The 17,521-nt window shown below is 61.8% G+C and carries 11 protein-coding genes and 3 pseudogenes; 9 read left to right on the forward strand and 5 right to left on the reverse strand.

The window, feature by feature from the left end; genetic code table 11:
* Positions 1 to 260: 260 nt before the first annotated feature.
* The 4 genes and pseudogenes from ACQKP2_RS27880 to ACQKP2_RS27895 all read right to left on the reverse strand — a co-directional run bounded on the left by ACQKP2_RS27880 (position 261) and on the right by ACQKP2_RS27895 (position 5,151).
* Positions 261 to 1,115, reverse strand: a complete 855-nt coding sequence (locus ACQKP2_RS27880) for an efflux RND transporter periplasmic adaptor subunit (protein ID WP_427581273.1) — start codon at positions 1,113 to 1,115, stop codon at positions 261 to 263.
* Between the two features lie 10 nt (positions 1,116 to 1,125).
* The gene (locus ACQKP2_RS27885; protein WP_427581275.1) at positions 1,126 to 1,326 is read right to left on the reverse strand and encodes a DUF1656 domain-containing protein; all 201 of its coding nucleotides are present in this window, start codon (positions 1,324 to 1,326) and stop codon (positions 1,126 to 1,128) included.
* A pseudogene (locus ACQKP2_RS27890) lies at positions 1,316 to 3,512 on the reverse strand (FUSC family protein). Before ACQKP2_RS27890 ends, ACQKP2_RS27885 begins: the two are co-directional and overlap by 11 nt.
* A 139-nt stretch (positions 3,513 to 3,651) precedes the next feature.
* Positions 3,652 to 5,151, reverse strand: coding sequence for an efflux transporter outer membrane subunit (locus ACQKP2_RS27895; protein WP_427581277.1), 1,500 nt, complete (start codon positions 5,149 to 5,151; stop codon positions 3,652 to 3,654).
* Between the two features lie 289 nt (positions 5,152 to 5,440).
* Between ACQKP2_RS27895 and ACQKP2_RS27900 the strand changes: the two genes are divergently transcribed.
* The 8 genes from ACQKP2_RS27900 to ACQKP2_RS27935 all read left to right on the forward strand — a co-directional run bounded on the left by ACQKP2_RS27900 (position 5,441) and on the right by ACQKP2_RS27935 (position 16,702).
* Positions 5,441 to 6,409 (forward strand): LysR family transcriptional regulator, encoded by a 969-nt coding sequence (locus tag ACQKP2_RS27900; protein WP_427581279.1) that lies wholly within the window; start codon positions 5,441 to 5,443, stop codon positions 6,407 to 6,409.
* A gap of 265 nt (positions 6,410 to 6,674) precedes the next feature.
* Positions 6,675 to 7,835: an efflux RND transporter periplasmic adaptor subunit gene (locus ACQKP2_RS27905; protein ID WP_427581282.1), complete on the forward strand. Its 1,161-nt coding sequence runs from the start codon at positions 6,675 to 6,677 to the stop codon at positions 7,833 to 7,835.
* Entirely contained in the window at positions 7,832 to 10,933 is a 3,102-nt protein-coding gene (locus ACQKP2_RS27910) for a multidrug efflux RND transporter permease subunit (protein WP_427581284.1), read from the forward strand. Before ACQKP2_RS27905 ends, ACQKP2_RS27910 begins: the two co-directional genes overlap by 4 nt.
* An 8-nt stretch (positions 10,934 to 10,941) precedes the next feature.
* Positions 10,942 to 11,619, forward strand: coding sequence for a heavy metal response regulator transcription factor (locus tag ACQKP2_RS27915; RefSeq protein ID WP_427581286.1), 678 nt, complete (start codon positions 10,942 to 10,944; stop codon positions 11,617 to 11,619).
* Positions 11,609 to 12,973 carry a heavy metal sensor histidine kinase gene (locus tag ACQKP2_RS27920; RefSeq protein ID WP_427581288.1) on the forward strand — a complete coding sequence of 455 codons (1,365 nt, stop codon included), beginning with the start codon at positions 11,609 to 11,611 and terminating at the stop codon, positions 12,971 to 12,973. Before ACQKP2_RS27915 ends, ACQKP2_RS27920 begins: the two co-directional genes overlap by 11 nt.
* A 374-nt stretch (positions 12,974 to 13,347) precedes the next feature.
* The gene (locus ACQKP2_RS27925; protein WP_427581294.1) at positions 13,348 to 13,572 is read left to right on the forward strand and encodes a hypothetical protein; all 225 of its coding nucleotides are present in this window, start codon (positions 13,348 to 13,350) and stop codon (positions 13,570 to 13,572) included.
* 194 nt (positions 13,573 to 13,766) lie between these two features.
* Positions 13,767 to 15,086, forward strand: a complete 1,320-nt coding sequence (locus ACQKP2_RS27930; protein WP_427581290.1) for an OprD family porin — start codon at positions 13,767 to 13,769, stop codon at positions 15,084 to 15,086.
* Positions 15,087 to 15,199: 113 nt separating this feature from the next.
* Entirely contained in the window at positions 15,200 to 16,702 is a 1,503-nt protein-coding gene (locus tag ACQKP2_RS27935; protein ID WP_427581292.1) for a diguanylate cyclase, read from the forward strand.
* Positions 16,703 to 16,899: 197 nt separating this feature from the next.
* Here ACQKP2_RS27935 and lpxC read toward each other — a convergent pair.
* A pseudogene (gene lpxC, locus ACQKP2_RS27940) lies at positions 16,900 to 17,430 on the reverse strand (UDP-3-O-acyl-N-acetylglucosamine deacetylase); the annotation flags it as partial.
* Between lpxC and ACQKP2_RS27945 the strand changes: the two are divergent.
* Positions 17,425 to 17,521: pseudogene (locus tag ACQKP2_RS27945) on the forward strand (LysE family translocator); the annotation flags it as partial. The pseudogenes lpxC and ACQKP2_RS27945 overlap by 6 nt on opposite strands.

The raw sequence follows: 17,521 nt of genomic DNA on the forward strand, positions 1-17,521 counted from the left end.
CTCCATAGCTACAACGGCTACCGATCGCCGGTAGCTATGGAGAAATTGGCGGCGTGAAAACCTTAACTGGTGTCCAGAATTACTTGACCAGTTCATGCTCGCTCCTACAGGGTTACATCTGCTTGACCAAATCAACGTTTAGTAATCACCGCTCACCTGTAGGAGCGAGCATGCTCGCGATGGGCGTTAACGATAACGCGGGTTTTCTGAATGCCCGCGGTGCCTGCTGCTCCATCGCGAGCGTGCTCGCTCCTACAGGGTTACATCTGCTGGACCACCACCGTACACGTGATCCCCGCCGCCAACAGCACGCCCTCCGGCACTTCATCGATGTGGATGCGCACCGGCACCCGTTGTGCCAGGCGCACCCAGTTGAAGGTCGGGTTGACGTCGGCGATCAACTCACGGCTTTCCGGGTTGTCGCGGTCGTAGATGCCGCGCGAGATGCTTTCCACGTGGCCCTTGAGCACTTCGCCGCTCATCAGTTGCATGTCGGCCTTGTCGCCGACGCGTACATGCGGAAGCTTGGTTTCCTCGAAGAAGCCGTAGACCCAGAACGAGTTCATATCGACCACGGCCATTTTCGCCTCGCCGATGCGCGCATAGTCACCGCGATGGACGTTGAGGTTGGTCACGTAACCGTCTACCGCCGCACGCACTTCGGTGCGCTTGAGGTTGAGTTCGGCGGCTTCCAGTTGCGCCTGGGCCTGTTGATAGTCGGCCAGGGCCGAATCGGCGATGTTACTGGCGTCGTCGCGGTTTTCCTTGGAGATCACCAGGTTGTCCAGGTCGGCGCGGCGATGGGCGTTAACCTTGCGCATCTCCCACGTGGCCTTGCGCGAAGCGACCAATGACTGCGCCTGCTTGACCGCCAGACGGTAATGCTCGGGATCGATCTGCATCAGCAGGTCGCCCTTCTTCACCAATTGGTTATCGCGCACCGGCACGTCCACCACTTCACCGGTGACGTCGGCGGCAACGTTGATGATGTCGGCGCGTACCCGGCCGTCGCGAGTCCACGGGGTCTCCATGTAATGCACCCAGAGGGTCCGGCCGATCCAAATGGCGCAGGCCAATACCAGCAACGTGGCGAGCAGGCTGAAGAGCTTTTTCATCAGAGCGTTCTCAACGGTAGACAGTCAGCGCCAGCGCGCCGAACAGACAGGTAAACAGACTCAGGCGCAGCAGCGCCGGGTGCCAGAAGAAGCGGTAGAGGTCGAAGCCAGAGACAAAGCGGTCGAGGCCCCAGGCCAGCACCGCGGCAATCAGGAACATCAGGGTCATGGTCGGCATGTACACGCCGTGGAAAGCGATTTCACGGGGCATGATCAAGTCCTTGGGGCTTGGCTGGCATCAACAGGGCTGGACAGCGGCGACTGCGGGTCCAGCAATGAAGTGCGGATGAAATGCAGATAGCTTTTGACCCGACGCAACGCCGAGGTATCGAAGTGCGGGGCGAAGGGTTCATCGGTGGCTTGTACGCGGCCGATGGCGTGATCGACCGCTGTCAGTGCGCGCTCCAGGTTGCTCTGGCCCGGTTGCAGGAACAATCGCACCAGCGAGCGGCCCATCACACGGATCGACTGGCGCCACGGTTGGGATTCGGCATAGGCCGGGTGCACCGGCAGCAGCGCCTGCTCCTTGCGCAACTCGATGATCGCGTGACCGATTTCCAGGACAACGAACATCCAGCGCAGCACATTGCGTTGCACGTGCGGCTGCCCCGCCGCGAAGCCATAGGCCTGGTGCACCAGGTCGCGGGTGCGGCTTTCGAAACTCGACGCCAGGCCCTTGAGCTTGCCGCTGATGGCGTACACCACCTGGCCACGCAGGTCCTGTTCCAGCCGTCGCCACAGCCAGCGACTGTTGGGCGGCAGAATGATTGCCCCCGCCGCCGCGCACACCAGCATGCCGAGCACCATGGCGATGTAGTCGTTGATGAAGGTGTACGGGTTGTAGACCGTCAGGTTGTCCGGCACGGAACCGGTGCTGAAGAAGATCAACAACCCCAGCCCGACCCCGACGTATTGCGGTCGTGAGGTCAGGAACGAACCGAGCACGATCACCGGCGCCAGCATCACGCACAGCAATGGAAAGCCGTCGATCCACGGGAATATGAAAAACATCTCGACGAAGCCGATCAGTGCACCGAGGAAGGTGCCGCAAGCCATCTGGAACGACATGCGCTTGGGGTTCGGCGTCGCGGCGGACAGGCCCACGGTGGCAGCGGCAATCAGGGTCATGGTCGCCCCGCTCGGCCACGCCGTGGCCACCCAGTAACTGCCCAGCACGATCAGAATGAACGCGGCACGAATCCCCGAAGCCGCCGACGCCAGCCAGTTGGTCTGCGGCGTGAACGGCTCGTCCCAGCGTTCACGCTCATGGCTGTGATCGGCCAGGGAGGCGTGGGTCTGTGCATAACTGTGCAAGTCATCGACAAAGCGATACAGCAGTTCGTAGGCGGTGTGGAAATCAAGCTGCCCGGCGTCATCCGGACCGCTCTGCTGGAACATGGCCCGCAGGCTGCGCACCCGCGCCGGCAATCCGGCCTTGTATGCCGTCAGCGCCGTCACCAGACGCGCGGCATCGGCATGGGTCAGGGCACGTCCGCTAAAGCCATCGAGCAATTCGGCCAGATCCTGCAAGCCCGGCTTGATCGCCGCCACCACTTGATCGGCGCCGCTGTTGCGCAGACGTTCCAGCAGCTGATGCAAGGCGTTGAAACGGGTCGTGATGCTCATGAACTCGCTGTTCAAGCGGCTGAGCCGACCATTGCGCCGACGCATGTGCGGGTCTTCGAACACCGTGACACTGCGCAGGCTTTCCAGCCCCACCGCTTCGGCGATAAAGCGCACGTTGCTGGCTTCGAACGCCTCGCGCTGGCTGCGGCCACGCAAGCCGTCGGTGACGAACGAGGCGAACACCCCGAAACGCTGGTACAGGGCATTGCGCATGGCAGCGCCGGCCGATTGCGGCAGGATCGCGGCGCTGACCAGGGTCGAGCAGAGAATCCCCAGGGAGATTTCCAGCACACGCCAGACCGCCGCCATGAACGCACCGTCCGGATGCGCCAGCGCGGGCAGGCCGACCATGGCCGCGGTGTAGCCGGCCAGCACGAAGCCGTAGGCGCGGAAGTTGCGACTGCGCGCCGCGCCGGCCGTACAGATGCCGACCCAGATCGCCAGCGCGCCCAGGAACAGTTCGGTGTTCTGCGCAAACAGGGCGATCAGCGCCACCATCACCGCCGAACCCGCCAGCGTGCCGAGGAAACGATAGAAACTCTTGGCGAACACATGGCCGCTTTGCGGCTGCATGACGATGAACACGGTGATCATCGCCGTACGCGGTTGCGGCAACTCCAGGCGCATCGCCAGCCAAAGCGTCAGGAACGCGGCGATCAACACCTTGAAAATGTACACCCAGGTCACGCCGTCGCTGCGTGCCCAGTCAAAGAAACCCCGACGCCATTCCAGGGAGTACAGCCAGCGCAAGGGTGCGGGCAAGGGAGTCATGAAATCCTGCTCAATTAATTTCGGCAAAAACCCGGAACCTGTGGGAGCGAGCCTGCTCGCGATGGCGGCTTCATATTCAACATTGATGTTGACTGACCCACCGCAATCGCGAGCAGGCTCGCTCCCACAAGTGTTGTGTTCAACGCAAGAGAATCGGGGTTTTCGGTGCCTGGGTCTGTTCGGCAGTCGGTACGTCATTGCCCGCTCCGAGCCCGCCACCCAACGCCGTCACCAGCTCCGCATGGGCACTCAAGCGCGCTGCCTGCACCTGCTGCTGAACCTGCTGCTGTTTGAACAGCAGGGTCTGGGCATTGAGCACGTTGAGGTAGTCGGTCAGCCCGCGCTGGTAGGCGATCATGGCGATGTCATAGGTCTTCTGCGCCGTGGCCACCGACTCGGCGGCGAAGGCCTGCTGCTTGTCCATGGACTCGCGGCGGATCAACTGATCGGAAATGTTCTTCAGCGCGTTGACCAGTGTCTGGTTGTAGTGCGCCACGGCGATGTCGTAACCGGCGGACGCTTCACCCAGTTCGGCGCGCAACCGGCCACCGTCAAAGATCGGCAGCGAAATCGCCGGGCCGACGCTGTAGTTGAGTTTCTTGCCGGTCAGAAACTCCAGCGCTCCGCCGCCGGTGGCCATGTAGCCGAGGCTGCCGACCAGATCGACGTTGGGGTAGAAACCGGCGTGCGCCACATCGATACCCCGCGCCTGCGCCGCCACTTGCCAGCGGCTGGCAACGACGTCCGGGCGTTGGCCGAGCAATTGGGCCGGCAACGCCGACGGCAGTTTCAGCGCCGCACCCAATGACAGCGTCGGCCGTTGCAACTGCGCGCCCTCCCCTGGCCCAAGGCCCGCCAGCGCGGCCAGTTGATTGCGGCTCAGGGCGATTTCTTCGTCCAGCGCATCGATTTGCCGATGGGTTTCGGGCAGTGGCGTCTGGGCCTGGCTGACTTCGAAATGCGTGCCGATCCCCCCGTTCAGGCGCTTCTGTGCCAGGTCGAGAATCTGCTGTTGTTGCTTCAAGGTCGCTTCGACGATGTCCCGCTGCGCGTAATGCAGCGACAGCTCGATGTAGACGCGCACGATGTTGTTCTGCAATTCGAGCTGGGCCTGGCGTGCTTCGGCGACCGTCATGTGGGCCAGGTCCACGGCCTGTTCGGTGGCGTTGCTTTCCCGGCCCCAGAGGTCCAGGGCGTAACTGAAGCCCAGCGCAGCGTTGTTGTCCCAGGTTGTGGTGTTGGCCAGCTCGCCGGGGCCGTAGAACTGATCGGTAGGCCAGCTATGGCGCTTGAGCGTGGATTCGCCGTTGATCTGCAACGACTCGGCCGCCTCGGCCACACCGGCCATGGATTTGGCCTGGCGTACCCGCGCGGTGGCCATGGCCATGGTCGGGCTGCCTTGCACGGCGCGGTCGATCCAGCGGTTCAGTTGCGCATCGCCATAGGCCTGCCACCATTGGGCGGTGGGCCAATGCGCATCCCGGGCGGCGCTCTGGATGGCTTCGTCGGTGGCCAGTGAATCGGCCTCCAGTGCCTTGCCCTGCGGGGCGATACCTCCGGTTCCGATGCAGCCGCTGATGACCAGGGTTAAAGCCAGAACACTGAGCGGCAAAAGCGCTCTGTTGATGCGACGCGGCACAGCTGCAAATTCCTGAAGGTTGTGGATTGCCTGTAGGAGCAAGGCTTGCCTGCGAAGGCAACTACGCGGTGTAACTGATGAACCGTGTCATCGTCTTCGCGGGCAAGGCGGATCGCCGCACCGCTCGCTCCTACGTTGTAGAGGTGCCGGAATTCTATGGGGAGGCGTTCCAGGCGATAAGCTGGGATTCCTGTGAATCTTTGTTACCGTTAACGAGATAATCCTTAAGTCTGGGTCTCAGCCCCTGAAACTTCGTGTCACAATTTGCCATCGAACCCGAGAGCACCCCATGGACACATTGCAAAACATGCGCGCCTTCAGTTACGTGGCCGAGGCTGGCAGCTTTACTGCCGCTGCCGTGCAACTGGACACCACCACCGCCAACGTCTCGCGCGCGGTCTCCAACCTGGAAGCCCACCTGCAAACCCGTCTGCTCAACCGAACGACCCGACGCATCGCCCTCACCGAAGCCGGTAAACGCTATTTGTTGCGCTGCGAGCAAATCCTGGCCTATGTCGAGGAAGCCGAGGCCGAAGCCAGCGACGCCCATGCGCGTCCCGCCGGGCAACTGAAAGTGCACACCATGACCGGCATCGGCCAGCACTTCGTGATCGACGCCATCGCCCGCTACCGCAAGACTCACCCGGACGTGACGTTCGACCTGACCATGGCCAACCGCGTACCGGACCTGCTCGACGAGGGCTATGACGTGTCCATCGTCCTGGCCAGGGAGCTGCCCGACTCGGGCTTCGTCTCCCAGCGCCTGGGGATAACGTTCAGCATCGTTTGCGCCTCGCCGGCCTACGTCAAAGCCAACGGTTGCGCGCAAAAGCCCAGCGACCTGCTCAACCACGCCTGCCTGCGCCTGGTAAGCCCGGTCATTCCCCTGGAAAAATGGGCGTTCGACGGCCCTGACGGCCAGGAAATGGTCACCATCAACAGCTCACCGTTTCTGGTGAACTCCGCCGACGCGATGAAATCGGCGATCATCAGCGGCATGGGCGTCGGCGTCCTGCCGCTGTACGCCGCCATCGACGGCCTGCGCAACGGTACGCTGGTACGCATGATGCCCAAGTACCGCTCGCAGGAGCTCAACCTGTACGCCATCTACCCGTCGCGCCAGTACCTGGATGCGAAGATCAAGACCTGGGTGGAATACCTGCGTGGATCGCTGCCGGAACTGCTGGCAGCGCATCAGACGGAATTGGCGGCGTATGAACTGAGCGGGAGCCTGAGTGGGGCACGGGTGGCCAATTGATCCTTATTGATCGTTCCCACGCTCCGCGTGGGAATGCATCCCGGGACGCTCCGCGTCCCAACGGTGCCTGGCGTCTAGCGGGCGGTGAAGCAGGAACGCGGAGCGTCCCTGGAGGCGTTCCCACGCAGAGCGTGGGAACGATCAATACGCCAAGCCACCCGTCAAACTGACAGCGCCGTCAGTTAGCAGTCACCTTCCTGACCGCCAAACAGGTTTATAAAGGAAACTATCAACCTGTCGATCACCCAGCCCTGGCGCTCCCCGCATGCGAATCCAGCAAAAACCCGTCCTGCTCGTCGCCCTTCTGATTGTCCTGGCAGCGCTGGGCCTGTGGTATGCAGGCAAACCGGCCAAGGCAAAGCTCACGACCACCGGCGCCATTCCCGTGCGGGTGGTCAGCGTCGTGGAGAAAGACGTGCCCCGCTACGTCAGCGGCATCGGCTCGGTCCTGTCGCTGCACAGCGTCGTGGTCCGACCGCAAATCGACGGCATTCTCACCAAAATCATGGTCAAGGAAGGTCAACTGGTGAACAAGGGCGACCTGCTGGCCACCATCGATGACCGCTCGATCCGCGCCAGCCTCGACCAGGCCCGGGCGCAACTGGGGGAAAGCCAGGCACAGCTGCAAGTCGCACAGGTCAACCTCAAGCGCTACAAGCTGCTGAGTGTCGACGACGGTGTGTCGAAACAGACTTACGACCAGCAGCAGGCGCTGGTCAACCAGCTCAAGGCGACGGCCCAGGGCAATCAGGCGTCGATTGATGCCGCCCAGGTGCAACTGTCCTATACGCAGATTCGTTCGCCGGTCAGCGGCCGCGTCGGCATTCGCACAGTGGACGAGGGCAACTTCCTGCGCATGACCGATGCCCAGGGTCTGTTCACCGTCACCCAGATCGACCCGATCGCCGTGGAGTTCTCCCTGCCGCAACACATGCTGCCGATGCTTCAGGGCCTGATCAGCGATCCGCAACATGCCAGCGTCAAGGCCTACATTGGCGCCGACACCGACGGCGAGACTGGCAACCTGCTGGGCGAAGGCCACCTGACCCTGATCGACAACCAGATCAACGCCAACACCGGGACCATTCGCGCCAAGGCCGAATTCGACAACGCCGGCCAGAAACTCTGGCCGGGCCTGCTGGTGACGGTAAAGATTCAGACAGCACTGGATAAAGATGCGCTGGTGGTCCCTCCCACCGTCGTACAGCGTGGCCTCGAGCAACCGTTCGTCTACCGGGTCAAGGGTGACAAGGTGGAAACCGTACCGGTGCAGATGGTTTATCAAGGCAGCAGCCAGAACATCATCAAAGGCGTGCAACCGGGCGATGTGCTGGTCAGCGATGGCCAGTCGCGGCTCAAGCCCGGCGCCACTGTGCAAGTGCTGACCGACCCGCCGCAAGTGGTGCAATCGGAGGCTGCGCAATGAAAGGCCACGGTTCGGTATCGGCCTGGTGCATCGACCACCCGGTGGCCACGGTGCTGCTGACCATTGCCCTGGTACTGCTGGGCGCCATCGCTTTCCCGCGCCTGCCGGTCGCGCCTTTGCCGGAAGCAGAATTCCCAACCATTCAGGTGGCGGCGCAACTGCCCGGCGCCAGCCCGGAAACCATGGCGTCGTCGGTGGCCACGCCCCTTGAAGTGCAGTTCAGCGCCATTCCCGGCGTGACCCAGATGACGTCGAGCAGCGCCCTGGGTTCGACCATCCTGACCCTGCAATTCACCCTCGACAAAAGCATCGACACCGCCGCCCAGGAAGTGCAGGCCGCGATCAACACCGCCGCCGGCAAGCTGCCCAAGGACATGCCCAACCTGCCGACCTGGCGCAAGGTCAACCCCGCGGACAGTCCCGTGCTGATCCTCAGCGTCAATTCCTCGCTGATGCCCGGTCCCGAACTCAGCGACCTGACGGAAACCCTGTTGTCACGTCAGATCAGCCAGATCGACGGTGTAGGCCAGGTCAACATCACCGGCCAGCAACGTCCGGCGATTCGCGTCCAGGTGTCGGCAGACAAGCTCGCGGCGATCGGCCTGACCCTTGCCGATGTCCGCCTGGCGATCCAGCAGACCAGCCTCAACCTGGCCAAGGGCGCACTGTACGGGGAGTCGAGCATCTCGACCCTGTCCACCAACGACCAGCTCTTTCACCCCGAGGACTACAGCCAGTTGATCGTGTCCTACAAGGACGGTGCACCGGTTCATCTGCGGGACGTGGCCAAAGTCGTCAACGGTTCGGAAGACGCCTACGTCCAGGCCTGGGCGGGCACGCAACCGGGGGTGAACCTGGTGATCTTCCGCCAGCCGGGGGCCAACATCGTCGAGACCGTGGATCGCATTCAGGCGGCACTGCCGGGCCTGCAGGCGATGTTGCCCGCTTCGGTCCAGGTCAAGACACTGATCGACCGCACCCAGACCATCCGCGCCTCGCTGCATGAAGTGGAAATCACCCTGCTGATCGCGATCATGCTGGTGGTGGCGGTGATGGCGCTGTTCCTGCGCCAGTTGTCGGCAACCATGATCGTGTCGGCGGTGCTGGGCGTTTCGCTGACCGCCAGCTTTGCCCTGATGTACGTGATGGGCTTCAGCCTGAACAACCTGACGCTGGTGGCGATCGTGGTCGCCGTGGGCTTTGTGGTCGACGACGCTATCGTGGTGGTGGAAAACATTCACCGTCACCTGGAAGCCGGCGACGGCATGCGTGAAGCGGCGATCAAGGGCGCAGGCGAAATCGGCTTTACGGTGGTGTCGATCAGTTTCTCGCTGGTGGCGGCGTTCATCCCGCTGCTGTTCATGGGCGGCGTGGTCGGGCGACTGTTCAAGGAGTTCGCACTGACGGCCACCTCGACCATCATGATTTCCGTGGTGGTGTCGCTGACCCTGGCGCCAACACTGGCAGCGCTCTTCATGCGCGCCCCGGTACATGACACTCACGCCAAACAAGGCTTCGGCGAGCGCCTGCTGGGGTGGTACGAAAAGGGGCTGCGCCGCGCACTCGCCCATCAGAAGCTGATGATCGGTATCTTCGGCCTGTCGGTGGCGCTGGCCGTGGGTGGCTACGTGTTCATTCCGAAAGGTTTCTTCCCGGTGCAGGACACTGGCTTCGTCCTCGGGACGACCGAGGCGGCCGCGGATATTTCCTACGGCGACATGGTGAAAAAACACCTGGCGATGGCCGAGATCGTCGCCGCCGATCCTGCGGTCGAGTCGTTCTCACACTCGGTCGGGGTGTCGGGCAGCAACCAGACCATCGCCAACGGCCGTTTCTGGATTGCCCTGAAAAAACGCGGAGACCGCGATGTGTCCGCCAGTGAGTTCATCGACCGTATTCGCCCGCAGTTGATGAAGGTGCCCGGTATCGTGCTGTACCTGCGCGCCGGCCAGGACATCAACCTCAGTTCCGGGCCGAGCCGCGCCCAGTACCAGTACGTGCTCAAGAGCAACGACGGCGCCGTACTGAGCACCTGGACCCAGCGCCTGACGGAAAAACTGCGCGGCAACCCGGCGTTCCGCGACGTGTCCAATGACCTGCAACTGGGCGGCAGCATCACTCACATCAGCATCGACCGCAGCGCGGCGGCCCGCTTCGGCCTGACCGCCAGCGATGTCGACGAGGCGTTGTACGACGCCTTCGGCCAGCGCCAGATCAATGAGTTCCAGACCCAGGTCAACCAGTACAACGTGATCCTGGAACTGGACACCCAACAACGCGGCAAGGCCGAGAGCCTCAACTACTTCTACCTGCGCTCGCCCCTGAGCGGGGAAATGGTGCCGCTGTCGGCACTCGCCCGGTTCGATGCACCCTCCGTCGGCCCATTGTCCATCGCCCATGACGGCATGTTCCCGGCCGCCAACCTGTCATTCAACCTGGCGCCCGGGGTGGCGCTGGGCGACGCGGTGATCATGCTCAATCAGGCCAAGGTCGACATCGGCATGCCCGTGGCGATCAGCGGCAATTTCCAGGGGGCGGCCCAGGCGTTCCAGAGTTCGCTGGCCAGCCAGCCGTGGCTGATTCTGGCGGCGCTGGTGGCGGTGTACATCATTCTGGGTGTGCTCTACGAGAGTTTCGTGCACCCGTTGACCATCATCTCGACCTTGCCCTCGGCCGGTCTGGGCGCGGTGATCATGCTGTGGATCTGCGGCCAGGACTTCTCGATCATGGCGCTGATCGGGCTGGTGCTGCTGATCGGCATCGTCAAGAAAAACGGCATCCTGATGATCGACTTCGCCCTCGAAGCACAGCGCAACGGTGGATTGCCGGCACAGGAAGCGATCTTCCAGGCCTGCCTGACGCGGTTCCGCCCGATCATCATGACCACCCTCGCCGCCCTGCTCGGCGCCCTGCCGCTGATGCTCGGCTACGGCACCGGCGCCGAACTGCGCCAACCCCTGGGGATCGCGGTGGTCGGCGGTTTGCTGGTCAGCCAGGCGCTGACGCTGTTCACCACGCCAGTCATATACTTGTGGCTGGAGCGGCTATTCCATAGGCCCAAACCCGCGCCCGTGCCGGCGCTGGCAAGCACAGACTGAGGCGGGTCATGCGCGTCCTGATTATCGAAGACGAGGAAAAAACCGCGGACTATCTGCACCGCGGTCTGACGGAACAGGGTTACACCGTGGATCTGGCCCGTGATGGTGTGGAAGGCCTGCACCTGGCGCTGGAAAGCGATTACGCGGTGATCGTCCTCGACGTGATGCTGCCCGGCCTGGACGGCTTCGGCGTACTGCGCGCCCTGCGCGCGCGCAAGCAAACACCGGTGATCATGCTCACCGCCCGCGAGCGGGTCGAGGACCGCATCAAAGGCCTGCGCGATGGCGCCGACGATTATCTGGGCAAGCCGTTTTCCTTCCTCGAACTGGTGGCGCGCCTGCAAGCGCTGACTCGCCGCAGTGGCGGCCACGAGCCGGTGCAGGTGAGCATCGCCGACCTGTGGATCGATCTGATCAGCCGCAAGGCTACACGGGGTGGCACACGCCTGGACCTGACCGCCAAGGAATTCTCGCTGCTCAGCGTACTGGCTCGTCGCCAGGGCGAAATCCTGTCGAAAACCGCCATCGCCGAAATGGTCTGGGACATCAATTTCGACAGCGACGCCAACGTCGTCGAAGTCGCGATCAAACGCCTGCGCGCCAAGCTCGATGGGCCGTTCGACGAGAAACTGCTGCACACCATTCGCGGCATGGGTTATGTGCTGGAGAGCCGTGGTGTCCAGTAACTCCATTGCCCTGCGCCTAAGTGGGATGTTCACACTCGTCGCGCTACTGGTGTTCCTGTTGATCGGTTGGGCGTTGTACCAGCAGGTCGACAAGGGCCTTGGCCTGTTGCCCGAGGCCGAACTGGACGCGCGCTACAGCGTGCTCGAATCCACGGTCGGTCGTTATGGCACGCCCGAGCATTGGGTGAAGATCAACAACAAGCTCAAGCTGCTGGGCGAAGAAGACAGACGCATCAGTTTCTGGATCACCAGCGGCGATCCCCAGTATGAATACGGCAACCTGACACCGCAGGTTCGCGCCTTTGCCCAGGGACCGCTGGGCATGCGCGACCTGCAATTGCCGGGTCAGGCCTACCCGCTCAAAGTGTTGGTCAGCCAGTTCCCGGCCAAGGATCAGCGCCCGCCGCTGCGCTTCATGATCGGCATCGATACCGAGACGTTTTTGCACACTCAGCATCAACTGCTGATCGCGCTGATCAGCCTGTCGATCGTCGGTGTGCTGCTGGCCTCGGCGCTGGGGTACTGGGTGGCGCGAATCGGTCTCAAGCCACTGATCAAACTGTCCCAGGAAGCCCAGCGCCTGGCACCACCGCTACTGTCCGGACGCCTTCAACTGTCACCGCTGCCACCGGAGCTGAATGAGTTCGTCAACGCGTTCAACTCCACGCTGGAACGGGTCGAGCAGGCCTATTCGCGGCTGGAATCGTTCAATGCCGACGTGGCCCATGAATTGCGCTCGCCGCTGACCAATCTGATTGGCGCGACTCAGGTCGCGCTGACCCGCGGGCGCTCGGCGGAGCATTATTTCGAGGTGTTGCAATCGAACCTCGAAGAACTTGAGCGATTGCGTTCGATCATCAATGACATGCTGTTCCTCGCCAGCGCCGATCAGGGCAGCAAGGCCACCAAACTCACCTCCACGTCGCTGGCCGATGAAGTGGCGACAGCCCTGGAGTACCTGGACTTCATTCTCGAAGACGCTCAGGTTCGGGTGCAGGTCAGCGGCGATGCCCAGGTACGGATCGAAATCGCGCACCTGCGCCGGGCGTTGATCAACCTGCTGAACAACGCGGTGCAGCACACCGGCCCCGGACAAGTGATTCAGGTACGCATCGAGGCAGCGGAACATCAAGTCAGCATAGGCGTCGCCAACCCCGGCGCACCGATTGCCGGCGAGCACCTGTCACGCCTGTTCGAACGCTTCTATCGTGTCGACGCCTCGCGCAGCAACAGCGGCAACAACCACGGGCTGGGGCTGGCCATCGTCAAGGCAATCGCGCTGATGCATGGCGGCGATGTGTTTGTGCGCAGCGACCACGGGATGAATACCTTCGGCATCCACCTGCCCGTCTGACTCCTCTTGATCGTTCCCACGCTCCGCGTGGGAATGCAGCCCGGGACGCTCCGCGTCCCATCAAGCGCCGAACGCAGAGCGTCCGTAGAGGCATTCCCACGCAGAGCGTGGGAATGATCGAGCATCAAACCCACTATTGATCGTTCCCACGCTCCGCGTGGGAACGCAGCCCGGGACGCTCCGCGTCCCATCAAGCGCCGAACGCAGAGCGTCCGTAGAGGCATTCCCACGCAGAGCGTGGGAATGATCGAGAATCAAGCCACTGTTGCTCTTTGTGCAACAGTCCTTTCATGAATCCGCTCTTTTTCCCATCGCCCGACATCCTTATCTTTGCCCGCACCAAACAGCACTTGCCAAGCAAGAAGGTCTTAAAGATGTCCAACAGTATGGGTATTGCCAGCGCTTTCGTTTTGTCCTCCCTGTTCCTGTCGCCGTTCGCCATGGCTGAAGAATCGCAGGCTTTCGTCGCGCAAAATACCGCACGCGCCGCGGCGTACCAGGAGCACCAGATCGAGATGACGGCCAAGGCCCAGGGAGCCACCCAGGCCCCGCAGGCATCCAGCGCCCAGGCCCAGCAACGAATCGAGAAAGACAGCTGATTGCTGCACACCGCTACCGTTTTCCCCGACACTTTTCCCGGGCTCTTCCCCATGAAAAGTTGTCCTCCAAGCCGCTGCCTCAGCGGCTTTTTTTCGTTGTGCCATCCCGATCGCCGCTTCGCTTTCCCTGTTGAGTAACCTTTCGCACTTCAGATACAGGGACGTCCCCTGTTAACCCAGGAGCTTTACCGCACGTGCGCCTCCCGTCCAGATTCACTCCGTTGTTCATTGCAATGACTGCAACGATGGCCGCCAGTGCCCAGGCCGCCGACGATTCCCCTGCCGAAGGATTTGTCGAGGGTTCGAGCCTCAAGCTCAATGCCCGCAACTACTACATGAACCGCAATCGCCAGCAGCAGGCAGACGACAATATTGAATGGGGCCAGGGTTTTCTCGGCGTCTTTGAATCGGGATACACCGAGGGCGCGGTAGGTATCGGCCTGGATGCCCACGCCATGCTCGGGCTCAAGCTCGACGGCGGTGGCGGAACGGACAATTCGAGCATCCTGCCGGTGAGCGACGGCAGCGGCAAAGCGCCCGGTTCATTCTCGACGGCGGGCGGCACCCTGAAGATGCGTGCCTTGGATACCGAGCTGAAGGCCGGCGACCTGTTTCTCGCCAACCCGGTGATCGCCGGCGGCGAAACCCGCATGTTGCCCCAGACCTTTCGCGGGGTCAGCCTGACCAATCACAGCTTCGACGGCGTGATGATCGAGGGCGGCCAGGCCAGTTTCACCAAACTGTACAACCAGAGCGGCCATACCCGCATCGGCACCTCCTACGGCAGCCTGCCCGACGATGAGCACAGCCAGCACCTGAACTGGGCCGGTGTCGCCTGGAGCGGCCTGCCGGGCCTGACCAGCAACCTGTACGCCGCCGAGCTCAAGGACATCTGGAACCAGTACTACTACGACCTGGATTACACCTGGGCCGTCAATAAGCTGATCAGCCTCAACCCGGGCCTGCACTACTATCACACGCAGGACAGCGGCGATGCGCTGCTTGGAAAAATCGACAACAACACCTATAGCCTGCATTTCACCGTCGGCGTGGGGTATCACAGCGTCACGGCCGCTTATCAGCGGGTCAACGGCAACACGCCGTTCGACTACATCAATCAGGGCGACAGCATTTTCCTCGACAACTCCCAGCAATACTCGGACTTCAACGGCCCGAACGAACGCTCGTGGAAGCTCAAGTACGCCTACGACTTTACCGGGCTTGGCCTGCCGGGCCTGACCTCGGCCATGTCCTGGTCCCATGGCGAATTGGACCTGACCAAGGTCGATCCGGACAGCCCCGGTTACGCCGCCTGGTACAACGCGGACGGCAAAAACGCCGAGCACTGGGAGCGAGACATCGATATCAAATACGTGGTCCAGAGCGGCCAGGCCAAAAACCTGGCGCTGCACCTGCAATGGGCAACCAATCGGGGTGGTAACGGTTACGGCACGCTGGACCAGGACACCGATGAGTACCGGGTGATCGTCGACTACCCGATCAATGTGTTCTGATTGGCAATAATGATCAAAAAGAACACGTAAAAGGCCAGCCATTCGCTGGCCTTTTTCCTGCCTGCTACCGTTATGGAACTACGCTTACCCAGTCATTCCAACAGACGCCCCCCATGACAGCACGCCGTACTCCACATCGTCCGGGCAGTACCGCAAGACCCGAGATCCTGGTGATCCTCGGCAGCAGCCTTACCGTCATCGCAATCCTCGCCATCGTCACCTTCCTGCTGATCCGCGAACACGCCAACGCCCAGCAAGCCGCCACACGAAGCGCAACCACCATTGCACAATTGATCGACGCCGACGTACTGCGCACCGTGGAACTCTACGACCTGACCCTGCAGGGCCTGATCGCCGCCGCGCAACGGGACGATCTCAAGCAGGTTTCTGCGCAAATCCGCCACCTGGTGCTGTTCGATCGCTCCACGACAACGCGTTACAAGGGCGACATCCTCTTGCTGGACAAACAGGGCAACGTGCTTGCCGACTCGTCGTTGATCGAGCCAAAACCCGGGAACTTCGCCGATCGCGACTACTTCCTTGCCCATACCCAAGACCGTGATTCCGGCATGTTCATCAGCCGTCCGTACAAGCCTCGCTGTGACTGCAGCTACAGCGATGAATGGCAAATCAGCTTCAGTCGACGTATCTCTTCATCCACGGGCGAGTTCCTGGGTGTAGCGGTGGCCTCGATGCGCCTGGCGTATTTCGATCAGTTGTTCAGCAGCCTCGAAATCGGTACAGGCAGCACGCTGGCCATCATCAACAATGACGGGGTTCTCCTGGGGCAGAAGCCGTTTCTCAAGGACAGCGCCATCGGCAACAGCTACGCCGGCCGACCCAATGTCGTGCGGATGTTGCGCGAAGGCAGCGGCAGCTTCGATGGCGTGTCGAGCATCGACCGCCAGCAACGCCTGTATACCTTCAGTCGGGTCGGGAATCTGCCGCTGACGGTGATCGTCGCCCTGTCCAGCGATGTGGTATTCGCCACCTGGGAGCGCACGGCCATCGTGATCAGCGGTGCCACCGGTTTCCTGTGCGTGGCGCTGCTGTGGCTGACCTGGTTGCTCTGTCGCGAACTGCGCCTGCGTTACAACGCCGAACAGGAACTGGCGCAACTGGCCGCCACCGACGCCTTGACTGGACTGGCCAACCGCCGGACCCTCGATCAGACCCTGCGCCATGAATGGTTTCGGGCACAACGGTCCGGCAAGTCGATGTCGGTGCTGATGATCGATGCCGATCACTTCAAGGCTTTCAATGACCGCCACGGCCACCAGGCCGGCGACGAAGCGCTGCGATCATTGGCCGATGTGATCCGTGCCAACGTCCATCGGCCGACGGACCTGGTAGCCCGTTATGGTGGCGAGGAGTTTTCGGTGGTCCTGGCGGAAACCGACCAGGAAGGCGCATTGCGGATCGCCGAACACATCCGGGTACAGGTGCAGCAACTGCCGCCAATGGCAGGCGATGAACAGCCGATGACGGTCAGCATAGGCATCAGTACCTGGACGACCGCCAGCGATATCAGCCTGGAGCAACTGCTGTTCGCCGCGGACAAAGCGCTGTATCAGGCCAAGGAAAGGGGGCGCAATCGGGTGGTCAGTGGTGCTTGAAAACGCCGCTCCCCCTGTAGGAGCGAGCACGCTCGCGATGAAGACAGGTACACCGCGGGGCGTCAGGTTGCCAGCGTCATCGTTGGCGTCCATCGCGAGCTTGCTCGCTCCTACAGTCGTGAAGTCATCCACAAAATCGCGGGCATAAAAAAAGGCTACCCAAAGGTAGCCTTCAAAAAACTAGAGAGGTTTTTTACTTACACGGCCGCAACAGGGCGCATGTAAGAGATTGGTGCAGTGCTCGCGTCTTCGAACGTCACGACTTCCCAGGCATCTGTCTGCTCAATCAACTTGCGCAGCAGCTGGTTGTTCAATGCGTGTCCGGACTTGAAGCCCTTGAACTCACCGATCAGGCTGTTGCCCAGCAGGTAGAGATCACCAATTGCATCGAGGATCTTGTGCTTCACGAATTCGTCTTCGTAGCGAAGACCGTCTTCGTTCAACACACCATCGGCATCGACCACGATCGCGTTTTCAACGCTGCCGCCGAGTGCGAGGTTGTGCTTGCGCAGGTACTCGATGTCACTCATGAAACCAAAGGTGCGGGCGCGGCTGACATCTTTTACGAACGAAGTGCTGGAAAAATCCACGCTTGCACTTTGTGTGCGGTCACGGAAAACCGGGTGATCGAAATCGATCTCGAAGCTCACCTTGAAACCGTCGAAAGGGACGAAAGTGGCGCGCTTGTCGCCGTCTTCCACAGTCACTTCACGCAGGATGCGGATGCATTGATGCACGCCCTGCCCTGGCTGCTAACGGTGGCCAAAGTCGTGGGCGGTGCCTACATCCTTTACCTGGGTCTTGGCCTGATTCGCAGTC

Source organism: Pseudomonas sp. NPDC089569, from assembly GCF_050280625.1.
Lineage (GTDB): Bacteria > Pseudomonadota > Gammaproteobacteria > Pseudomonadales > Pseudomonadaceae > Aquipseudomonas.

Excerpts from the sequence above, each read along its gene's own strand:
- ACQKP2_RS27880 (WP_427581273.1), bottom strand. The coding sequence starts at position 1,115 with ATGAAAAAGCTCTTCAGCCTGCTCGCCACGTTGCTGGTATTGGCCTGC.
- ACQKP2_RS27885 (WP_427581275.1), bottom strand. The coding sequence starts at position 1,326 with ATGCCCCGTGAAATCGCTTTCCACGGCGTGTACATGCCGACCATGACC.
- ACQKP2_RS27900 (WP_427581279.1), top strand. The coding sequence starts at position 5,441 with ATGGACACATTGCAAAACATGCGCGCCTTCAGTTACGTGGCCGAGGCT.
- ACQKP2_RS27905 (WP_427581282.1), top strand. The coding sequence starts at position 6,675 with ATGCGAATCCAGCAAAAACCCGTCCTGCTCGTCGCCCTTCTGATTGTC.
- ACQKP2_RS27910 (WP_427581284.1), top strand. The coding sequence starts at position 7,832 with ATGAAAGGCCACGGTTCGGTATCGGCCTGGTGCATCGACCACCCGGTG.
- ACQKP2_RS27915 (WP_427581286.1), top strand. The coding sequence starts at position 10,942 with ATGCGCGTCCTGATTATCGAAGACGAGGAAAAAACCGCGGACTATCTG.
- ACQKP2_RS27925 (WP_427581294.1), top strand. The coding sequence starts at position 13,348 with ATGTCCAACAGTATGGGTATTGCCAGCGCTTTCGTTTTGTCCTCCCTG.
- ACQKP2_RS27935 (WP_427581292.1), top strand. The coding sequence starts at position 15,200 with ATGACAGCACGCCGTACTCCACATCGTCCGGGCAGTACCGCAAGACCC.